The sequence below is a fragment of the Lewinella sp. IMCC34183 genome (assembly GCF_003390915.1).
GTDB lineage: Bacteria > Bacteroidota > Bacteroidia > Chitinophagales > Saprospiraceae > Neolewinella.
In genome coordinates this window covers 108,532-127,098 of sequence record NZ_QMEM01000005.1, presented here as the reverse complement: position 1 = coordinate 127,098, position 18,567 = coordinate 108,532, and the positions used below count along the sequence as shown (strand labels likewise).

Here is an 18,567-nt window from a genome sequence, read left to right as displayed (position 1 = left end):
GCGCTTTGCCAGGGCCATCGGTCAGATTTGTAGGTTAGCCTGGGAAGCACTAGCTTGCACTAAAACCATTTAGTTATGTCCAGGGAACGAATCGGTTTGCTTCTGATGGGGCTCGTAGGGCTCGCGCTCGCCGGAAGTGCCGGGATGAAGCTGTTCGCTCCGCCGCCCGAAGTCCGGGAGTCGATGGGCAGCAACCTGGTGTTACTCGCTATAGTCGAACTGGGGACCGTGGTTGCACTGGCAATCCCCCGCACGCGGTTACTTGGCGTACTGCTGGTGGCCAGCTACCTCGGTGGTGTGATCGCCTTCGAGTGGCTACAGATGCCCGGTTTTCCCGTAGCGGGCGTGCTGCTCAATACCTTGCTGTACGCAGGGGCCGCCCTATACCGTCCCTGGCTGACACGGGGTGCCGACAGTCCGTATGCCGGCAACTAACCGCAACACTTACATTAGCGTGGTCGCGAGATGTCCGCGACTGCTTAAAGCATCTGCATGAATACCGCACGCGTCTGGACCTGGGCCATTACCGTTGCCCTCGGGGGCTTTCTTTTCGGATTTGATACGGCTGTCATCAGCGGGGCCGAGCGGGCCATCCAGGCCGAGTTCGGGCTGAGTGATCTGGCCATCGGCCAAATCGTGGCCATGGCCCTGTACGGCACGATCATTGGCGCCATCTTCGGTGGCGTGCCGGCCGACCGCTACGGCCGAAAAATCACCCTGATTGCTATAGCCGTGCTGTACCTGATATCGGCCCTAGGCTCCGCCGTGGCGGCGGATCCGCTGCAGCTAAATATTTTCCGCTTTCTGGGCGGTCTGGGGGTAGGCGCCAGCTCGGTCGTCGCACCGCTGTACATCACGGAAGTGGCACCGGCCAACCAGCGGGGGCAGTTGGTGGCGGCTTTCCAGTTGAACCTGGTGATCGGAATTTTGGTAGCCTACTTCAGCAATTACCTGATCGTAGAGGCCAACGACGGCCTGGACTGGCGGCTGATGCTCGGCGTGGAGGTGGTGCCGGCCGTGCTCTTCCTTTTGTTGTTGTTCTTCGTGCCCCGCAGTCCGCGGTGGTTGCTTACCAAGGCGGGCAACCGCGAGGAGGCGCTCAATGTGCTCATGCGGGTCAACCCCGTGACCGCACAGTACGAGCTCGACCGCATCGAAGCGTCCAATACGACAAAGGAGACGGTGGCGCTGAGTACTTTTTTCAGCGGCAAGTATAACCGGCCGATCCTTTACGCCTTCCTGTTCGCCTTTTTCAACCAGGTGTCGGGCATCAACGCCGTGATCTACTACGCGCCCCGCATCTTCGAAGCAGCCAACCTGGGCACGGAAAGCGCCTTTCTGAGCTCCGTGGGCATCGGAGTGGTCAATGTGCTCTTCACCTTCATCGGCATGTACCTCATTGACCGCAGCGGCCGCAAGAAACTGATGTACATCGGTACCTTCGGATACCTGATCTCGCTCGCTTCCGTCAGCTGGGCCTTCTTTACCGGCAACCTGGAGGGGCTGGTGGTTCCCATCTGGTTGTTTGTCTTCATTGCCAGTCACGCGATCGGGCAGGGGGCCGTCATCTGGGTGTTCATCAGCGAGATCTTCGGCAACGAAGTGCGCGGGCTCGGCGCGTCATTGGGCAGCACTACCCACTGGATCTTCGCGGCCCTCATCGGCGGCAACTTCCCCTTTTTGGCCGGTACTTTCGGCGAGGGACCCATCTTCGCCCTCTTCGCCGTATGCATGCTGGGACAGCTCGCCTTCGTGTACTTCCTCATGCCGGAAACCAAGGGCGTGGAACTGGAGGACCTGCAGGCGGAATTGATGCGGTAGTTGCGCTTCCTGCGGTCGCTGGTAGTTCTGTAGTCCCGCTTCCTGCGGTCGCTGGTAGTTCTGTAGTCCCGCTCCCTGCGGTCGCTGGTAGTTCTGTAGTCCCGCTTCCTGCGGTCGCTGGTAGTTCTGTAGTCCCGCTCCCTGCGGTCGCTGGTAGTTCGTTAGTCCCGCTTGGCTACGCCTCGCTATTGGACAATACTAAGTGGCCATCGTAGCTGCCCAGTGATGACCCTGCTACCCGACTACAGAACTACAGAACTACAGAACTAAACCCGACTCCACTTCTCCTCACTATCGGCGTTCTCCACGACTACCTCGACGAAGCGCATGCCCCGCAGGCCGTCGTGCACGGTGGGGAAGTCGCTTTCGATGGCGGTGGGCTCACGACCTTCCATGCCGGCGCGGACGGTAGCGGCAAAGTTCTTGTAGATGTTGGCAAAGGCCTCCAAGTAGCCTTCGGGGTGACCGGGAGGCGGTACGCGCTGGGCGGCTACGGCGGCTTCGTCGAGCTCGCCGACGCCGGTGCGGTAATGAATGGCCGGTTGCTCGTGCCGCTTGTAGATCAGGGTGTTGGGCTCCTGTTGGTGCCACTCCAGGCCGCCGGTTTCGCCCCAGACGCGGATGTTGAGGCCGTTCTCTTCCCCGACGCAGATCTGGGAGCAGTGCAGTACGCCCTTGGCGCCTTCCTCGAAGTGGAGCAGGATGTTGGCGTCGTCGTCGAGCCGGCGACCCTCGACGTAGGAAGTCAGGTCGGCGCAGACCTCGGTGATCTTGAGGCCGGTGACGTACTCGGCCAGGTTCTCGGCGTGGGTGCCGATGTCGCCCATCGCGCCGCCAAGTCCCGATTTCTCGGGGTCGGAGCGCCAGCTCGCCTGTTTGTTGTCCGTGTCCTCCTTCTTGTCGGCCAGCCAGCCCTGCGGGTACTCCACGACGATCTTGCGCACCTTGCCCAGCTTGCCGTCCCGAATCATGGCCCGGGCCTGCTTGACCATGGGGTAACCGGTGTAATTGTGGGTCAGGGCGAAGGTCAGGCCGGTCTTCTCGACCAGGGCGACCAGCTGCCGGGCCTCGTCGACGCTGAAGGCAAGAGGTTTGTCACAGACTACGTGAAACCCGTTTTCCAGCGCCAGCTTGGCCGGGCCGAAGTGGACGTGGTTGGGCGTTACGATCGACACGAAGTCCATTCGTTCTCCCTCCGGGAGCTCCTTTTCTTTCCGGATCATTTCCTCGTAGGAGCCGTAGACCCGGTCGGCGGGCAGGAAAAAATCCTCCCCCGAGAGTCGCGAGCGTTCGGGGTTGGAGCTGAAGGCGCCGCAGACCAGCTCGATCTGCTGGTCGATTGCCGCGGCGATCCGGTGCACGCCGCCGATGAAGGCGCCGCGACCGCCGCCTACCATTCCCATTCTTAGTTTTCTAGCCATTGCTTGCATGATTTGGTAAGGGGGACAAGTATAGGAAAAAGATGTTCGCTGCGGACGCTGGCGGGTTTGGCCAACGACCCCTGCACCTGCGTTTCCTCCGCCTTCAAATATGCGCGGACAGCGATTAAATTTGGAAAGGATCTTTAAATCCAAGCGACCATGCTTTACACCACACCTTTCCTGCTGTTCACCGGCAACTGCGCTGACGCCATGACCACCTATCACCGCATTTTCGGCGGGGAGCTGAAGCTCGTCCGGACCGGCGACACGCCCATGCGAGAGCAATTTCCTCCCGAAAAGCACGACCTGATCATCAACGCCTACCTGAAAAGCGACAGGGTGGAATTTTCCGCCACCGACTGGCACGCCGACCGGGCAATACTTTCAGCATCTACCTCACGGGAGAATCGGACGGCGAGCTGAAGCGCGTATTCGCTGAACTGTCGGAGGGAGCCGACCGGAACGAACACCTCTATATGCCGCTCGCAGCGGCCCCCTTCGGTACCTACGGGCAGCTGACCGACCGTTTTGGGGTGTCGTGGGTATTCGTGGGGAGCAACTAAACGACGATGCCCCACCCGGAGAACCGGACGGGGCATCGTGTAGGCCGTGGGAGGACGACCGGTTTATACGCCTACGGAGCTGTTCTCCGGCGTCTTGATCTCACGAACTTCCGCCTCGTCCGTAAGGTCGTACACGATCGGCGTAGCGATGAAGATCGAGGAGTAGGTACCGACCACGATGCCCACCAGCAGTGCGAAGGCAAAGCCTTTGATGCTGGCACCACCGAACAGAAAGAGCACCAGGACGACGAGGATGGTCGTGAACGAGGTCATCACCGTGCGGCTGATGGTGCTGCTCACGGCGTTGTTGATCATCGTCTTCTTATCCTGGCTGACGTGGTTGTTCAGGTACTCGCGGATGCGGTCGAACACAACCACCGTATCGTTGATCGAGTAGCCGATCACGGTCAGGATGGCGGCGATAAAGGCCTGGTCAACCTCCATGTTGAAGCCGATCCAGCCCCAGCAGGCCGCGAAGACGCCCATCGTGATGACGGTGTCGTGGAACAGGGCCACTACGGCACCCGTCGAGAACCGCTTACCCTTGAAGCGCAGGAGCAGGTACAGGAAGATACCCAGCAGGGCGACCACGCCGGCCCAGAGGGCGGAGCGCTTGATGTCGTCGGCGATCGTGGGGCCTACCTTGCTGACGCTGACGATGTGGGAGCCGCTGTTGGCCTCGATATCCCCGAAGGTCTCGACCGTGAGGTCGCCCTCGCCGGTGGCCGTACGGACGCCCTCGAAGAGGGCCCCGAGGACTATCTCCTGCGGTTCGCGTCCGTCGATCAGGCCGGTCTCGTCGACCAGGTAGTTGGTGGTGACGTTGAAGGTATTGTCGCTGTCGACCGACTTGATGGTCGGAGTACCTTGCAGCGGGCCCTCGAGCGCGGAGCGGAGATCCTGGGCGGTCACGTCCTCGGCCAGTACGACGGTGTAGGAGTAGCCGCCGCGGAAGTCGACGCCAAGGTCGAAGCCGCGTACGAAGATCGCCACCAGGGAGGCCAGCACCAGCGCGCCGCTCACGCCGTAGGCGAGCTTGCGGTAACTGAGCCAGTCCACGTTGACGTCGGCGAAGAGGTTCTTGCTGCCGGCGGTCCAGAAGCTCATGGTTCCCTTCTTCTCCACCCAGTAGTCGACCATCAGGCGGCCCACCAGTACGGCGGTGAAGAGCGAAGCCAGTACGCCCACGATCAGTACCACGGCGAAGCCCTTGATGGGGCCTAGGCCGAAGTAGGCCAGTACCGCAGCCACGATGATGGTGGTCACGTTGGCGTCGATGATCGCCGAGTAGGAGTTGCCGAAGCCGTCGCGTACGGCATTGGGTACCGTCTTGCCGGCCCGGAGTTCCTCACGGACGCGCTCGTAGATGATCACGTTGGCGTCAACGGCCATACCGATCGTGAGCAGGATACCGGCGATGCCGGGCAGGGTGAGTACCGTACCGAGGCTGGCCAGGGCACCGAAGATGAACACGAGGTTCAGGATCAGGGCCACGATGGCCACCACGCCGGCGCCGCCGTAGTAGAATAGCATGAAGGCCAACACCAGGCCGAAACCGATCACCAGGGCGGTGATGGAGCTGCGGATATTCGATTCGCCCAGCGAGGGACCTACGATGCTTTCCTGAATGATCTCCAAGCGGGCGGGGAGGCGACCTACCTGGAGGATATTGGCCAGGTCAGTACCCTCCTGCACGGTGAAGTCACCGGTGATGCTCGTGCTGCCCCCGGTGATGGGGCCGCGAACGCTGGGTGCGGAGACCACCGCGCTGTCGAGCACGATCGCTACCTGCCGGTTGCCGTCGTTGGCGGCTTCGGTGGTCATGCGGGCCCAGATGCGGCTGCCCTCGGAGTTCATGCTGAGGTTGACGGCCACCTGCCCGTCGGGGTCGGGACCGGAACTGGCACGGGTGACGTACTCGCCCGTGAGGGGAGCTTCGCCGCCGCGGGGCAGGTTGAGCTGGTACAGCTGGTAGAGGTCGGCGGTGGTACCGTCGGCGTCGAGTTGCAGGGGCGCGTCGGCCCAGCGGTAGATCGCGTTGCGGGGGAACAGGCGGGCTACCTCGGGGTCGGTGAGGTACTGCATGACCTGCTGCCGGTCGCTGTTGCGGGCGATACCTACGACAGCGGGGCCGAGATTACCCTGGTTGGGGGTCAGGATCGAGAACAGGGGGCCGGCGGTTTGCCGGGGCACTTCCCGCTCGTCGATGGAGGCGATGCTGTCGAGCAGGTTGCCGTTCTCGTCGACTGCAAAGGTGGTGTCGAGGACGATCTCGGTAGTCGAGAGCTCCGAGCTGTCGCGGCCGGCGGCCAGGGCCACGCGGCGCTCGAGCAGCTGGTCGGCCTGGATCAGGGCATTGACGGTGGCCTGGTCGATGTTGAGCACGTCGTAGAACTCGAGGTTGGCGGCGGCCTGCAGGAAGCTGCGCGCCCGCTCGGGGTTCTCTACGCCGGGGAGCTCGACCAGGATCAGGTCGCGCTCGGCGTCGAGGCTCACGTTGGGCTGTACTACCCCGAGCTCGTCGATCCGGCGACGCAGCATGTCGTAGGTGAGTTGCACCGTTTCATCGGCCTTCTCACGCAGGATACGGATTACCTCGGCGTCGCTGGTGTTGATGCCTATCTGGTCGCGGAGGGCATCGTTGCGCGAAAAGATCGAGGCCAGCGTCTTGTCGCCGGAATTCGCGATCCAGGCGTCGCCGAACAGGGTGATAAAATCGTCGTCGGCGTTCTGCTGAGCTTGGGAGGCTGCGTTGATGGCTTCTTCAAAGGTGGGGTCCTTGGTATTACGGGCCAGGCTTCTCAGGAACTCCCTGAGGTCTACCTGCAGAACGACGGACATGCCGCCTTTCAGGTCGAGGCCGAGCGCGAGCTGCTGGGCCTTGAGGTCCTGGTAGGTGTACGATTTGATGAGCGGAAGCCGGAAGACTTCCTGGTCGGAGATGCTGTCCAGATAGGACGCGCGAGCAATGCGGTACGCTTCGCCTGAGTCTTCTCCCGTCAGGTCCTGCGCGTAATTGTCGGCGTCGTTCTCCACGGCGTTGGTGGGGAAGACAAACAGGTACTGCGCAACCGTCACGAGGATCATGACCACAAGGAAAAACTTAATAAGTCCCTTGCCTTGCATAGTTAAAAATTTAGGTTCCGGCGGGGCCGCCGTCGGAAACGGGCGGACCACCACCATTGAAGAAGGATGGTGAATAGGACTTCGCGTACGGGGCCTCCCAGACCCGATAGCGCGAAGGGCCGCAAATATACGGTCCTGCCGGGGGAATATTGCGTATGCCCCCCGCCGCCCTTTGTCGTGCCCGGCGGGCCGCCGGATTTTTTAACATCCCCGGCGCGTGACGGTGCCCCCGCCGGCGCGTCTCACGGTGGTTATTCCCACCGCCCCAAGCCAAATTTAATGCCCAACCTGCCTTTCCGTGCCGCCCGCCGGCTGCCGCTGCTGTTGCTACTCCTTACCCTGTTCTCCCTCGGAGTACGTGGGCAGTCGCCCCTCGACGTGGGGATACACTTCTCTCCCCAGCTGCGCTACCTCTCCTCCTCCGACCGCTACGACCCACCGGCCAGCGGCAGTTACACGCGGGGACTGGACGGGCTCTCTATGGCCGCCGGTGGCGGCGTATACCTGGAGTACGAGGTCACCCCCCACTGGTTCGTACGCAGCGGTATCGACCTGTCGTATAAGCGCAACCGCTACGCCGTGGAGCGGGTGTTCATTGAGTCCGACAGCGTGGTGCGGGGTTCGAATCAGATCGTCTTTACGAGTATCGAGGTTCCCCTGGCTATCATTTACCGCTTCGATTACCTCAACAACGGCGACAGCTACCTGCTCGGCGTGGCCACCACCCTCACCCGGAATACGGGTATGCCGCGTGCCTTTACAAGTTTTGCTGATCGGGGTTCTGCTAAGGACAAGATCAGCTACCCCGCCCATTCGCTGACGGTCTTCGGGGGCTACGAGCACAACCTGTCCCCGTCCGTGATCGTGGGAGTGGAGCCCTACCTTTCTTACGTTCCCACCCGCTTCGACCTCGAGCGCACGACCACCACTACGGTACGGGTAGAGGCCGGACTATCCCTGCGCCTGCGGCTAGACAACTGACACCAGCCCGTCGGTCCAGTCTTTCCACTGTACCTGGCTGAACCCCACCCGGCCGGCCAACGCGATGGCCTCATTGCGTAGGCGGTCGACCAGCGGGCCCGTGCCGACGTTCGGCACCTCGTTGCGCCCGTGTACCTCGGCCAGCAGGCAGTCGCCGAGCCGCCGCAGCACGAAGGTGTTCACGGCGCCGGCCGCGTAGAAGTGTGCCACGTCAGTGGTTGCGGACCGCGGGTCGGCACAGGGGACGATAGACATCGCCACGAAGGGCAAAGGCTCCTCCCCCGAGTCGAGCAGGGTCACCGCTACCCAATCGTAACCGCCCCCGCTGCGGCTGCCCGGTCCGGCCAGGTCAATACGGATGGTATCGCCCACCCGCGGTCGCCGTTCGACCGGCTTGCCGCCGCCGTCACAGAGCTGGAAGTGCGTGCGCAGGGCGGAGTTGAGCTCGTGCCAGGAGCCCACGGCATAGAAGCGGTCGACGGCCCGGTGGTAGGCTGCCGCACCGCCCTGGTCCAGGCAACGCATACTCACCGTATCGTGGTGGTCGCCCTCGCGGCGCGGGGACAGGTAGGGGTGGGGCATTGGATATAAGTTGTAGAAGACTTAAGGTACGTTCCCGGCTGCTGGCCACCGTCCGCTCCTGTTTCGCCCGACGACTTTCGCGGTGGGCTACCCGTCTGCGCTGCTCCCCGGTAGGGATCGTTGCACCTGCGGCAGCGCCCGCTGGGCCTGGCTCCGCAATCCGCGGGAACGCCGGTTTACTGCAGGACGAAAACGGTAGCCGACCGCCCCGGTACGGTGAGTCCGGCCGCGATCTCCTGGGCCGGACCGTCGAGCGGGGTAGCGGTGGTGGATGCTCCCCAGAGTTGGCGGTAGCGGTCCGGGGGCAGGGTGACGGCCCGGTCGTTCTTGTTCATCACCACCACGACGCGCTCGCTGTCGTCGTAGCGGCCGTAGACGTAAGTGCCGTCCTGCGGCACGAAGTGGAGGGTATTGCCGGTAGCGACGACCGGATGCCGGCCCCGCCAATTGAGCAAGGTACGCAGGTGATCCTGTACCCCGAGCTGGTCGGCGGTGAGCCCCTTCCCCGTGAACGCGCTCACGGCGTCGTCCGCCCAGCCACCGGGCATGTCGGTGCGGATCACCCCGTGGTCACCGGGGGCCTCGTCGTTGTCTAGCAGGACCTCGGAGCCGTAGTAGAACTGGGGGATGCCGCGCACCGTCGCCAGGTAGGTCAGGGCCATCTTGATCAGGTCAACGTCACCGTGGAGCTGGGTGGCCAGGCGGTCCATGTCGTGGTTCTCCGCGAATACCATGATGTCTTGGGGGGCGGCGTACTGAAAGTCATTCGACAGGGCTTCGTAGAGCTTGATCAGTCCCGTGTCCCAGCCCTCGTCTTCGTTCAGGGCGGTATTGAGGGCGGCCTGAATGGGGAAGTCCATCACGCTGGGCAGACAGGAAACGTAACCGTCCGCGTTCACCTTGCCCCGCTGCCAGTAAGCCACGATGGCGGGATTATAGGCCCACTCCTCGCCCACGATGGCGAAGTTGGGGTACTCCTCCATGATGCGGCACGACCACCGGGCCAGGAAGTCGGCGTCGGGGTAGGGGTAAGTATCCTGCCGGACGCCGCCGAGCCCAAGGGTCTCGATCCACCAGAGGCTATTCTGGATAAGGTAGTTGGCTACGAACGGGTTCCGCTGGTTGAGGTCCGGCATGGTCTCGACGAACCAGCCGGTAGTCAGCAGGTCGGCGTCCACCCGGGCGGCGTAAGGATCCTGGTGGGTGGTGCGGCGGTGGTTGGTAATGACCGGCTCGCCCTGGTGGTTCAGCCAGTCGGCGAAGGGCAGGTCTTCCATCCACCAGTGTCCGCTGCCGCAGTGGTTGACGACCTGGTCCTGGATCAGCTTGATGCCCCGTTCGCGGGCCGCGTCGGCCAGCGCGCGGTAGTCGGAGAGCGAGCCGAAGCGCGGGTCGACCGCGTAGTAATCCGTTATCGCGTAGCCGTGGTAGGAGTACGCATGCATGTCGTTTTCCAGGACCGGGCTGGGCCAGACGGCGGTGAAGCCCATACTGTCGATGTATCCGAGGTGGTCGGTGATGCCCCGCAGGTCGCCGCCGTGGCGGGCGTACCCCTCGCTGCGGTCGACCACGGTCTCCCGTAGCGCATCGACCACGTCGTTGGTGGGGTCTCCATTGGCGAAGCGGTCCGGCGTGATCAGGTAGATGGCGTCGGCGGCGTCGAAGCCCGCGTAGCTTTCCGGTGTCCGTTCCCGCTCCCGTAGCGCGTAGGGGTAGGTGCGCACCGTGCGCCCGTCGCGCTGAAAGGTGAGGGTCACGGTACCCGCCGGCGCGTCCGGGGCAATCACCAGGTCCGCGAACAGGTAATTAGGGCTGTCGGCCGTATGCGTGCCGGCAAGGCGGACGCCCGGCGCGTCGACCGTGAGGGTTAGGCTGCCCGCGTCGGTTCCGTGGATGAGGAGCTGCAGGGTACTGTCGCGCATGCCGGCCCACCAATTGGGGGGCTCGACACGGAAATCCTGGGCGGCGGCGGTTTCCCAGCACAGCAGGGCCGCGAGTAGACAGAGACGAACGGGGAGCACGTGGACGTTTTAGCCGCCAAGGTAAGGGCCACCAGCCCCGGCGCGGTGCACACGGGGTAGATTTTGCCATTCGGGCGACCCACGACAAAGTCGCAAATGTTAAAGTCCGCATCCGCGCGACCTATCCCGCCGGCAGGTGTTTGTAGCAACAAGAAATTAGACCCCCCACTGAAGTAACTGGATGAGAATTCCCGTGCATTGTATTCGCCTTCTGGCGCTTGTATGTTTAGCGGTTCTGGCTCTGTGTTCTCCGGCCGCTGCCCAGCAGCGCCTGGATATGGGTGTGCACGTTACGCCCCGGACCCACTTTGTGGAGTCCCGCGCCCGGAAGGACTTCTCGGAAGGCGTACTCGCCTACACCGCGGGGGGCAGCGGCGTAGCCATTGGGTATACCGTCGGGGGCTACCTGGAGTACGCGATCACCTCGCGGCTATCGGTGCGCGTCGGGATCGACGTCAGCCGCCGGCGATACCGCTACGACGTCAGCGAGAGCCGGCAGGATACCGCCTTCAGCACGCTGACCGGCGAGAACCGTATCGTATACATGGCGATCGAGGCGCCCGCGGCCGTGCTGTATCACTTCGATTACGGTCCCGACAACGACCGCTTCCTGGTCGGGGTAGGGGGTACCCTGGCCCGCTGGGTAGGCGATCCGCTCATGGAAACCACCTTTTACTTCGGTTCTTCCAACCGTCCCCCCTTTACGTATAGCCCCTATAGCCTGCGCCTCTTCGGTGGCTATGAACACTACATTGCCGACCGCTTCGTGGTGGGTATCGAGCCGTTCGTGAGCTACGCACCCACCCCTACCGAATTTCACCTGGAACACAGCACGGTGGCCTACGCCGCCTGGGAGGCGGGCATCTCCCTGCGGCTCCGGTTTGACAATTAGGCGGCGGCGCGCGGGTGCGGTGAACGTCCGATTCGTAGGTTTTCCGTCCGAAAGCGTACTTTCCGGACATGAAGAACCTGCTAATCCTCTGCTGCCTGCTTTCGCTCGCTTCCTGCAGCCGCTCCATCGATCTGTTCAACGGTGAATCCCTGGCCGGCTGGGAGGTGCACGGTACCGAGAAGTGGTACGTTGAGGACGGCGTGCTCATCTGTGAAAGCGGCCCCGACGCGGGCTACGGCTACCTCGCCACCGAAAAGGAATACAAGGACTTCGTGCTCACCCTGCAGTTCAAGCAGGAAGCCGACGGCAATAGCGGCGTCTTCTTTCGCTCGACCCTCGACGGTACCAAGATCAGCGGCTGGCAAGTGGAGGTAGCTCCCCCCGACCTGCACACCGGCGGGATCTACGAATCCTACGGCCGCGGCTGGCTCGTCAAGCCCGCCCCCTCCGCGGAGGACGCCCTGCGCATGGGCGAGTGGAACGACCTGAAGATCCGCGTGCAGGGCCCTCGTGTCCGTACCTGGCTAAACGACGTGGAGATGGTCGACTTCACCGACGACAAGATCGGCGAAGGCCGCGGATCCATCGCCCTGCAGATCCACGACGGTGGTGGCATCAAAGTACTCTGGCGCGACATCGAGATCAAGCCACTCAAGTAAACTTTCGTGCGGAACCTGCTACTCCTATCCTTCCTCCTCGGCCTGACCGCCTGCCTACCGTACCGGAAGCAGGCCTCTGCTCCCGTCGGGGAGTGGGAAACGGTGACGACGGAAACCCGACCCGTTGCCCGGCACGAAGCCGCCTTCGTCCAGGTAGGCCAGCGCTACTACCTGCTGGGTGGCCGGGGGATCCGGCCGGTATCCGTCTACGATCCCGCCACCCGCGCCTGGACGGAAGGTGCGAAGCCCCCCGTCGAGATCCACCACTTTCAGCCGGTGGTGTACAACGACGAGGTCTACCTGCTCGGAGCCATGACGGGCGGCTACCCCGGTGAGACGCCGCTGCCCAACGTCTATATCTACTCGCCCGCGACCGACCGCTGGCGCACCGGGCACGAGATTCCCGCCGACCGCCGCCGGGGCGGTGCCGGAGCCGTGCTGCACGAGGGAAAGATCTACCTGGTCGCCGGTATCCGCGACGGCCACCGCGGCGACCACAAGCGCTGGCTGGACGCCTACGACCCCGTCACGGGCGCGTGGGAGGTCCTGCCCGATGCCCCCCGCGCACGCGACCACTTCCAGGCGGCCGTGGTCGACGGTAAGCTCTACGCCGCCGCCGGCCGCACCACGGTGGCCGCTACGAACCCCTTCGCCAATACGATCGGGGCGGTGGACGTCTACGATTTTGCCACCGGTGAGTGGTCTACGCTGGAAAACGAAATCCCCACCCGGCGGGCCGGTAGCGCCGCCATCGGCCTGGACCACCGCCTGATCGTGATCGGCGGCGAATCCGACAGCCAGGAGTTGGCCCACGCCGACGTGGAAGCGCTGGACGTACGTACGAGCACCTGGACCGCCGCCCCGCCCCTGGTGCGCGGCCGTCACGGCACCGGCATCGTACGGGACCGCGGCCGGCTCATCATGGCCAGCGGTTGCGGCCACCGCGGGGGCGAGCCGGAACTGGACGATATGATCCGCGCCGACCTGGAGTAAGCTGACGTATCCGGCCTACAGGGCCACCGGCACGAAGTGCCACAGGCCCGCCGCAACCGCCGCTCCGAGGAGCGGCCCGACCATGGGCACCCAGGCGTAGCCCCAGTTGCTGTCGCCCCGGTGCGGCAGGGGCAGGGTAGCGTGGGCGATACGGGGACCCAGGTCGCGGGCGGGATTGATGGCGTAGCCCGTGGGTCCGCCGAGCGAAAGCCCGATGCCGAGTACCACCAGCGCCACGGGGAGGGCGTCCAGCGCGCCCAGGCTACCGGCGGACTCGCCGAATTTGGGACCGGTGATGTACAGCACGGCAAAGACGAGTACGAAGGTGCCGATCAGTTCGGTGATCACGTTAGACGAGTAGCGGGCGATGGCGGGGTCCGTGCTGTGGGTGGCCAGGATCAGTCCGGTATCTGCCGTAGCGGCGTAGTGGTCGCGGTAACTTAGTACGACAAGGACCTGCCCGAGGTACGCACCCACGAGCTGGGCGATGAAGTAGCCCGGCACCAGGGCCCAGGCGAACTTACCGGCGAGGGCCAGCCCGAGCGTGACTGCCGGATTGAGGTGAGCACCGGAGAGGGGAGCGGAAATAAAGACGGCCGTGAAGACCGCGATGGCCCAGGCGAAGGCAATGACGATGAGCCCGCTGCCGTGTCCCTTGGTCTTGGCCAGCAACACGTTTGCTACCACGCCGTTACCGAGGAGGATAAGGATGGCGGTACCGATAATCTCGCCCACGTAGGCGATGAGGTGTTCTTCAGGCATGATCGAGGCGTAAGCTGGCGTAGGACGATGCTCCCACCCATCGGTGGAGGGCGATTCGCGCTCCCAGTATACGTAACCTGGCCGTCTTTTCCGGAATACGCCGGTTAGTGGCGAAGCGGTTTGCTCGCTTTTGGTCCAGCCGGGTGAATTGCTTTCCGCTCCCACGGGTGGAACGTGCAGTGCTTCCGAGCCGGAGCACAGCGCCGCTGCAGCGACGTAGTCGATCCGGATAAAACCAGTGCTGACAGTATTGCGGGGTGCCTAGATCTCCCCCTTCAGCTTCTTGTGGACCACCTCCATTTTTGAATTGACCCGGAGCTTGCGGTAGATATTCTTGATGTGGTCGCGCACGGTCTCGATGCTGATGTCGAGCCGTTCGCCGATCTCCCGGTAGCTCAGGTTGTCGACCAGGCCCTGCACGATATCGAGTTGGCGAGCGGTGAGCTGGTCGGCGGGCGACACGCTGCTCTTCTTCCGCTGGGTATTGTGGAAGGCCACGACCTGCCGGGCAATGCTCGGACTCATGTAGCTGCCGCCGCGGTTGACGGTATGGACGGCGTCGCGGATAATGCTGGGGTTGACCCGGCGCTTGGAGATGTAGCCTACCGCTCCGGCCTGGAGGGCGCGGAAGATATTGTCGCTCTCGTCGCTGTTGGTCAGCATGATGATGTCCATCTCCGGCCAGCGTTCCAGCAGGCGCGGGATGCCGGAGATGCCATCCATGCCGGGCAGCATAATGTCGAGGAGCAACGTATTCAGGGGGTTGCTGGCGGGCAGGCGGCTAAGGAACTGCTCGACGCTGGTGGCCGCGAGCTCTACGTTTACGTCGCGGTTGGCTTCAAAACACTCTTCTATGCTGGCGAGCATGATGGGCTCGTCTTCGATAATGCCAAGGTGAATCATGGGTAGGAAAGCTAATCTGGATTGGGAGTAGGTGGGGCATCGGCGCGGCGGTCGCGGTAGGCTACTGCCCCGCGGTACACCAGCAGGCAAAACAGCAGGACGCCGATCCCGAGGTAAAGATAACTAAGTTGGCCTACCTTCCCGTAAACGGCTGTAAATACGATACTTACCAGAAAGAAGGTCGGCACTTCGTTCCACAGCCGCAATTTCCACGGCGATAGCGGTCGCTCACCCGCCTGCATGGGCAGCATGATGCGCCGCTTGGTATAGAGCTGGTAGCCCACCAGGCCCACCACCGCGGCCAGTTTGACGTACAGCCACCCGGTGGTTCCGCTGACGAAGTAGCCCGGATTCAGGACCACCATCAATAATCCCCCCAGCCAGGTGATCATCATGGCCGGGTTGGTGATGATGCGGTACACCCGGTCCTCCATGCCGGTGTACTCCTCCCGGAGGACCGCGGCGCGCAATGCCGCGTCGGGCCGGTCGGAGGCGGCCACGGTATCGGTCTCGGCGTGGTTGACCAGCAAGCGCCCCAGGAAGAACAGGCCGGCAAACCAGCTGACAAAGCCCACCACGTGCAGCGCCTTGGCAAAAAGGATGAAGTTCATCCCCCAAATGTACACCATCCGCAGACCCGGCGGCTCACGGCGCGGTCAAAAGGGGGGGATTCCGTCGCCGGCCGGCAAATCTTAAAAGTTCCGGTGGACCAAACACGCCCGGTTTCTCGTACGTTCTGCCAGACGAAGCCGTAACCGGATGATCCGGCACGGATTCGCACCGCACCCGCGGCCCCGCTCGGACCACATTTTGGGTGCCGACGGGAAACACACTATACAACACAACTCCTGAATCGATGAAGTTTGACGAGTTCTGTGGCAAGCTGTTTGTAGTTTTACTGCTGATTGCCCTTCTTTACGCCTGATTTGAATCGTCCCCCGACGCTTTCCATTGTTATTCCCGCCTTCAATGAGGGCGCAACTATTCACCGCATCCTTGACCGGGTCCGGCAGGTCACGCTTATTGGCGACCTGCAGAAAGAGATCATCGTTGTTAACGACTGCTCCACCGACGACACCGAGGCTGCCCTGCAACGCTACGGCGCGGAGCACCCCGACCTCCCCCTGCGGTACCACCGTCACCCCGTCAACCGCGGAAAGGGGGCGGCTCTGCATACGGGTATCGCCCTCGCGACCGGTACTTACCTGATCGTGCAGGATGCCGACCTGGAATACGACCCGCGGGAGTACAACGATCTCCTGCCCCCGCTTCTCGACGGATTCGCCGACGTGGTCTACGGCAGCCGCTTCATGGGCAGTAAGCCCCACCGTATCCTGTTTTTCTGGCACACGATCGGCAACAAGTTCCTGACGACCCTCAGCAACGCGTTCAACAACCTGAACCTGACCGATATGGAGACCTGCTACAAGCTTTTCCGCACGGACATGCTGCAGTCGCTGGTTCTGCGGGAAGAACGCTTCGGCTTCGAGCCGGAAGTGACCGCCAAGATCAGCCGGGTGCCTGGCGTGCGCATCTACGAAGTAGGTATCAGCTACTACGGGCGTACCTACGCCGAAGGCAAGAAGATCGGCTGGCGGGACGGGGTCCGGGCGATCTACTGTATCATCAAGTATGGGGTGTAGGGTTGCGGGTTGCGGGTTACCCGCAACCCGCAACCCGCAATCCGCAACCAACCTACTCCACGCTAAACATCTCCTCGTCCAGGTCCTCGTTTACCGCGATTTCGGTCACTTTGAGCGTCAGTGGCACGGGCAACATGCCTTCCAGTACCATGGTACGGGGGAAGAGTACGCCCTCGATGGGTTCGTAGTCGGACAGGGTCTGCTTGATGGTCTGCGGGCCCTGCTGGCGGGTGGTACGGACCTTCAGCATGCTTTCGGCGTCGTAGGATTCCCGGAGGCCCTCCCCAATGACAAGGACCACGGCGGGCTTGCCGTCGATCATTTCGGTACCCTCGATGGTGATGTCGTCTATGCGGTCGAGGTAGGACAACTCGGGGAAGATGACGGCCTGTTCGGCCATGGCGGTTACGGCTTCATCGGGAAGCTCCATGGGCTGGCCCATCTGCTTCACCATCGCTTTTCCGTTGGCGTAGCGCTGGTCGGCGACCGTCATGCCGCTCATCATGGTCTGGCTGCTCATGCGGTTGTCGTTGGTGGTGACCATCTTCTGGGTGAGGGTCTGTCCCTGCAGCGAGCCTTCGAAGGTAACGGAGAGGTTTTCGATCGCCTCGGCGGCGGCCTTGCCTCCGATGGCTTCCAGGTAGCCGTTGAGCACCTGCTCGACGGTGAGGTCGGCGGGGGCTTCCATGCCTTCCACGTCGACTTCTGCTCCGTTGGCGTCGTAGTAGGTCACCTCACCGCTGGTGGCGAAGCGGGCGAGCTTTTCGGCTTCGGCGGGGTCGCCTACCACCACGATATTGATGTTCTCGGGCGTCACGATCTCGCGGGCCACCTCGCTTACGTCGTTGAGGCTGCTGTTCTGCACTACCTGCAGGTAGTCGGGGTAGAAGTCGCGGTCCAGGTCGTAGCGGATGGTATTGAGGGCGTAGCCGGCTATGCGCTGCGGGCTTTCCAGGGCGCGGCCGAAGGAGCCGGCGATCTGCATTTTGGCGTTGTCCAGTTCGGTAGCGGTAAGCGGCTCGGCGGCGATGCGGTCGAGCTCGTAGATGAACTGGGTGATGGCGGAGTCGGTCACCTCATTGCGTACGTTGGCGTAGGCGCGGAAGTTGCCGACCAGCTTGTCCTCTCCGATGCTGGAGTAGGCGCCGTAGGTGTAGCCTTTGTCTTCCCGCAGGTTGGCGAACAGCCGGCCGTTGAAGCCGCTGCCCAGGGCGATGTTGAGCAGGTTGGCACGGATGCTTTCCTTGGTGCCGGGCTGGAGCTGGATGGGATCGGTGAAGATCACGTTAGACTGCACGGCACCGGGGCGCGGGACGAAATTGACCGTCACGCCGTCGGGAATCTGCGGGGTCGGAAACTCGGGTACGGCCACTTCTTTCCGTTCCCAGTCGCTGAAGTGCTCGGTCGCCAGGCTGCGGGCCTCGGCGGGCGTAAGGTCGCCGACCATCACGAGGTAGCTCCGGTTGGGGACGAAGTAGGTATTGTAGGCTTCCTTCACCACGTCGAGCGTGATGCTGTCGAGCGTGCTTTCGGTCATCAGTTCGCCGTAGGGGTGGTTGGGCCCGTAGGTAATGGCCTGCCGTACGCGGCTGGCGATAGCATCGGGGCTGCTCAGTTGCTGGGCGAGGCCGGCGCGGGCGTCCTCCTTCACCTTGGCGAATTCCTCGGCGGGAAATTCGGCGTTGAGGATGACGTCGGCCATAAGCTGCATCACTTCCTCCTTGTACTTGCTGATGGTGGAGGCGTAAGCCCCCGAGCCGCTGGTGCTCAGGTTGGCACCGATGAAGTCGACGGCCTCGTCGATCTCCTCCTTGCTCATGTCCGAGGTAGCGCGCCGCAGCATACTTCCCAGCATATCCTGGGTGCCGGCGTAGGCGCCTTCCAGGTGGGGCGGTACGTCCACGAAGAGCTGGTAGCTGACGCGGGGCAGTTTGTGGTTCTCCACCAGGACGACCTGGAGGCCGTTGTCGAGGGTGAAGTCTTCAAAGTCCCCCAAGTTGATCTCGGGGGCGGGGCCGGGTTCGGGCGCCGTGGCGCGGAAGTCCTGTTCGAGAACTTCCTCCGCCGTTTCCGTGGCGGGCGGGGCCGCGGGTGCGGTGGGCGTACCGGTGGAGGCGGTGGATTTAGGCGTGCCGCAGGCGGTGATCAGCAGGATCAGCAGGGCCGCCAGGCTATAGGTAATGCGTTGCATGGTTAGTTT

16 protein-coding genes are annotated in these 18,567 nt (G+C 63.0%); 8 read left to right on the top strand and 8 right to left on the bottom strand.

The window, feature by feature from the left end; all coding sequences use genetic code 11:
• The first annotated feature begins 75 nt into the window (after positions 1–75).
• Positions 76–435 (top strand): hypothetical protein, encoded by a 360-nt coding sequence (locus DQG19_RS12345; protein ID WP_116126574.1) that lies wholly within the window; start codon positions 76–78, stop codon positions 433–435.
• Positions 436–492: 57 nt separating this feature from the next.
• The gene (locus tag DQG19_RS12340; RefSeq protein WP_116126573.1) at positions 493–1,821 is read left to right on the top strand and encodes a sugar porter family MFS transporter; all 1,329 of its coding nucleotides are present in this window, start codon (positions 493–495) and stop codon (positions 1,819–1,821) included.
• Between the two features lie 266 nt (positions 1,822–2,087).
• Here the strand turns inward: DQG19_RS12340 and DQG19_RS12330 are convergent, their stop codons facing one another.
• Positions 2,088–3,242 (bottom strand): Gfo/Idh/MocA family protein, encoded by a 1,155-nt coding sequence (locus DQG19_RS12330; protein ID WP_232826510.1) that lies wholly within the window; start codon positions 3,240–3,242, stop codon positions 2,088–2,090.
• A gap of 159 nt (positions 3,243–3,401) precedes the next feature.
• Here DQG19_RS12330 and DQG19_RS12325 point away from each other — a divergent pair, with 159 nt between their 5' ends.
• Complete coding sequence (locus DQG19_RS12325; protein WP_116126571.1) at positions 3,402–3,665, top strand: hypothetical protein; 264 nt, start codon at positions 3,402–3,404, stop codon at positions 3,663–3,665.
• A gap of 203 nt (positions 3,666–3,868) precedes the next feature.
• On the opposite strand, the gene secDF is transcribed toward DQG19_RS12325, so the two are convergent.
• Entirely contained in the window at positions 3,869–6,931 is a 3,063-nt protein-coding gene (secDF, locus tag DQG19_RS12320) for a protein translocase subunit SecDF (protein WP_116126570.1), read from the bottom strand.
• 279 nt (positions 6,932–7,210) lie between these two features.
• Between secDF and DQG19_RS12315 the strand changes: the two genes are divergently transcribed.
• On the top strand, positions 7,211–7,912 hold the full coding sequence (locus DQG19_RS12315) for a hypothetical protein (RefSeq protein ID WP_116126569.1): 702 nt from the start codon (positions 7,211–7,213) through the stop codon (positions 7,910–7,912).
• On the opposite strand, the gene DQG19_RS12310 is transcribed toward DQG19_RS12315, so the two are convergent.
• Together DQG19_RS12310 and DQG19_RS12305 are read right to left on the bottom strand one after the other, a co-directional pair.
• Positions 7,901–8,494 carry a hypothetical protein gene (locus DQG19_RS12310; RefSeq protein ID WP_116126568.1) on the bottom strand — a complete coding sequence of 198 codons (594 nt, stop codon included), beginning with the start codon at positions 8,492–8,494 and terminating at the stop codon, positions 7,901–7,903. The two genes, DQG19_RS12315 and DQG19_RS12310, sit on opposite strands and share 12 nt — an antisense overlap.
• 176 nt (positions 8,495–8,670) lie before the next feature.
• Positions 8,671–10,515, bottom strand: a complete 1,845-nt coding sequence (locus DQG19_RS12305; RefSeq protein WP_116126567.1) for a glycoside hydrolase family 13 protein — start codon at positions 10,513–10,515, stop codon at positions 8,671–8,673.
• Between the two features lie 310 nt (positions 10,516–10,825).
• On the opposite strand from DQG19_RS12305, the gene DQG19_RS12300 reads away from it, so the two are divergent.
• From DQG19_RS12300 to DQG19_RS12290, 3 genes are all read left to right on the top strand, one after another.
• The gene (locus tag DQG19_RS12300) at positions 10,826–11,407 is read left to right on the top strand and encodes a hypothetical protein (RefSeq protein ID WP_157974480.1); all 582 of its coding nucleotides are present in this window, start codon (positions 10,826–10,828) and stop codon (positions 11,405–11,407) included.
• Positions 11,408–11,475: 68 nt separating this feature from the next.
• On the top strand, positions 11,476–12,066 hold the full coding sequence (locus DQG19_RS12295; RefSeq protein ID WP_116126565.1) for a DUF1080 domain-containing protein: 591 nt from the start codon (positions 11,476–11,478) through the stop codon (positions 12,064–12,066).
• 6 nt (positions 12,067–12,072) lie between these two features.
• Positions 12,073–13,059, top strand: a complete 987-nt coding sequence (locus DQG19_RS12290; RefSeq protein ID WP_116126564.1) for a Kelch repeat-containing protein — start codon at positions 12,073–12,075, stop codon at positions 13,057–13,059.
• Positions 13,060–13,074: 15 nt separating this feature from the next.
• On the opposite strand, the gene DQG19_RS12285 is transcribed toward DQG19_RS12290, so the two are convergent.
• The 3 genes from DQG19_RS12285 to DQG19_RS12275 all read right to left on the bottom strand — a co-directional run bounded on the left by DQG19_RS12285 (position 13,075) and on the right by DQG19_RS12275 (position 15,335).
• On the bottom strand, positions 13,075–13,821 hold the full coding sequence (locus tag DQG19_RS12285) for an MIP/aquaporin family protein (RefSeq protein ID WP_116126563.1): 747 nt from the start codon (positions 13,819–13,821) through the stop codon (positions 13,075–13,077).
• Between the two features lie 261 nt (positions 13,822–14,082).
• Positions 14,083–14,724 carry a response regulator transcription factor gene (locus DQG19_RS12280; RefSeq protein ID WP_116126562.1) on the bottom strand — a complete coding sequence of 214 codons (642 nt, stop codon included), beginning with the start codon at positions 14,722–14,724 and terminating at the stop codon, positions 14,083–14,085.
• 11 nt (positions 14,725–14,735) lie between these two features.
• On the bottom strand, positions 14,736–15,335 hold the full coding sequence (locus tag DQG19_RS12275; protein WP_116126561.1) for a CopD family protein: 600 nt from the start codon (positions 15,333–15,335) through the stop codon (positions 14,736–14,738).
• A gap of 315 nt (positions 15,336–15,650) precedes the next feature.
• Here DQG19_RS12275 and DQG19_RS12270 point away from each other — a divergent pair, with 315 nt between their 5' ends.
• Positions 15,651–16,367, top strand: coding sequence for a glycosyltransferase family 2 protein (locus DQG19_RS12270; protein ID WP_116126560.1), 717 nt, complete (start codon positions 15,651–15,653; stop codon positions 16,365–16,367).
• Positions 16,368–16,419: 52 nt separating this feature from the next.
• Here DQG19_RS12270 and DQG19_RS12265 read toward each other — a convergent pair whose 3' ends face one another.
• On the bottom strand, positions 16,420–18,558 hold the full coding sequence (locus DQG19_RS12265) for a M16 family metallopeptidase (protein ID WP_116126559.1): 2,139 nt from the start codon (positions 18,556–18,558) through the stop codon (positions 16,420–16,422).
• Between the last annotated feature and the right edge of the window lie 9 nt (positions 18,559–18,567).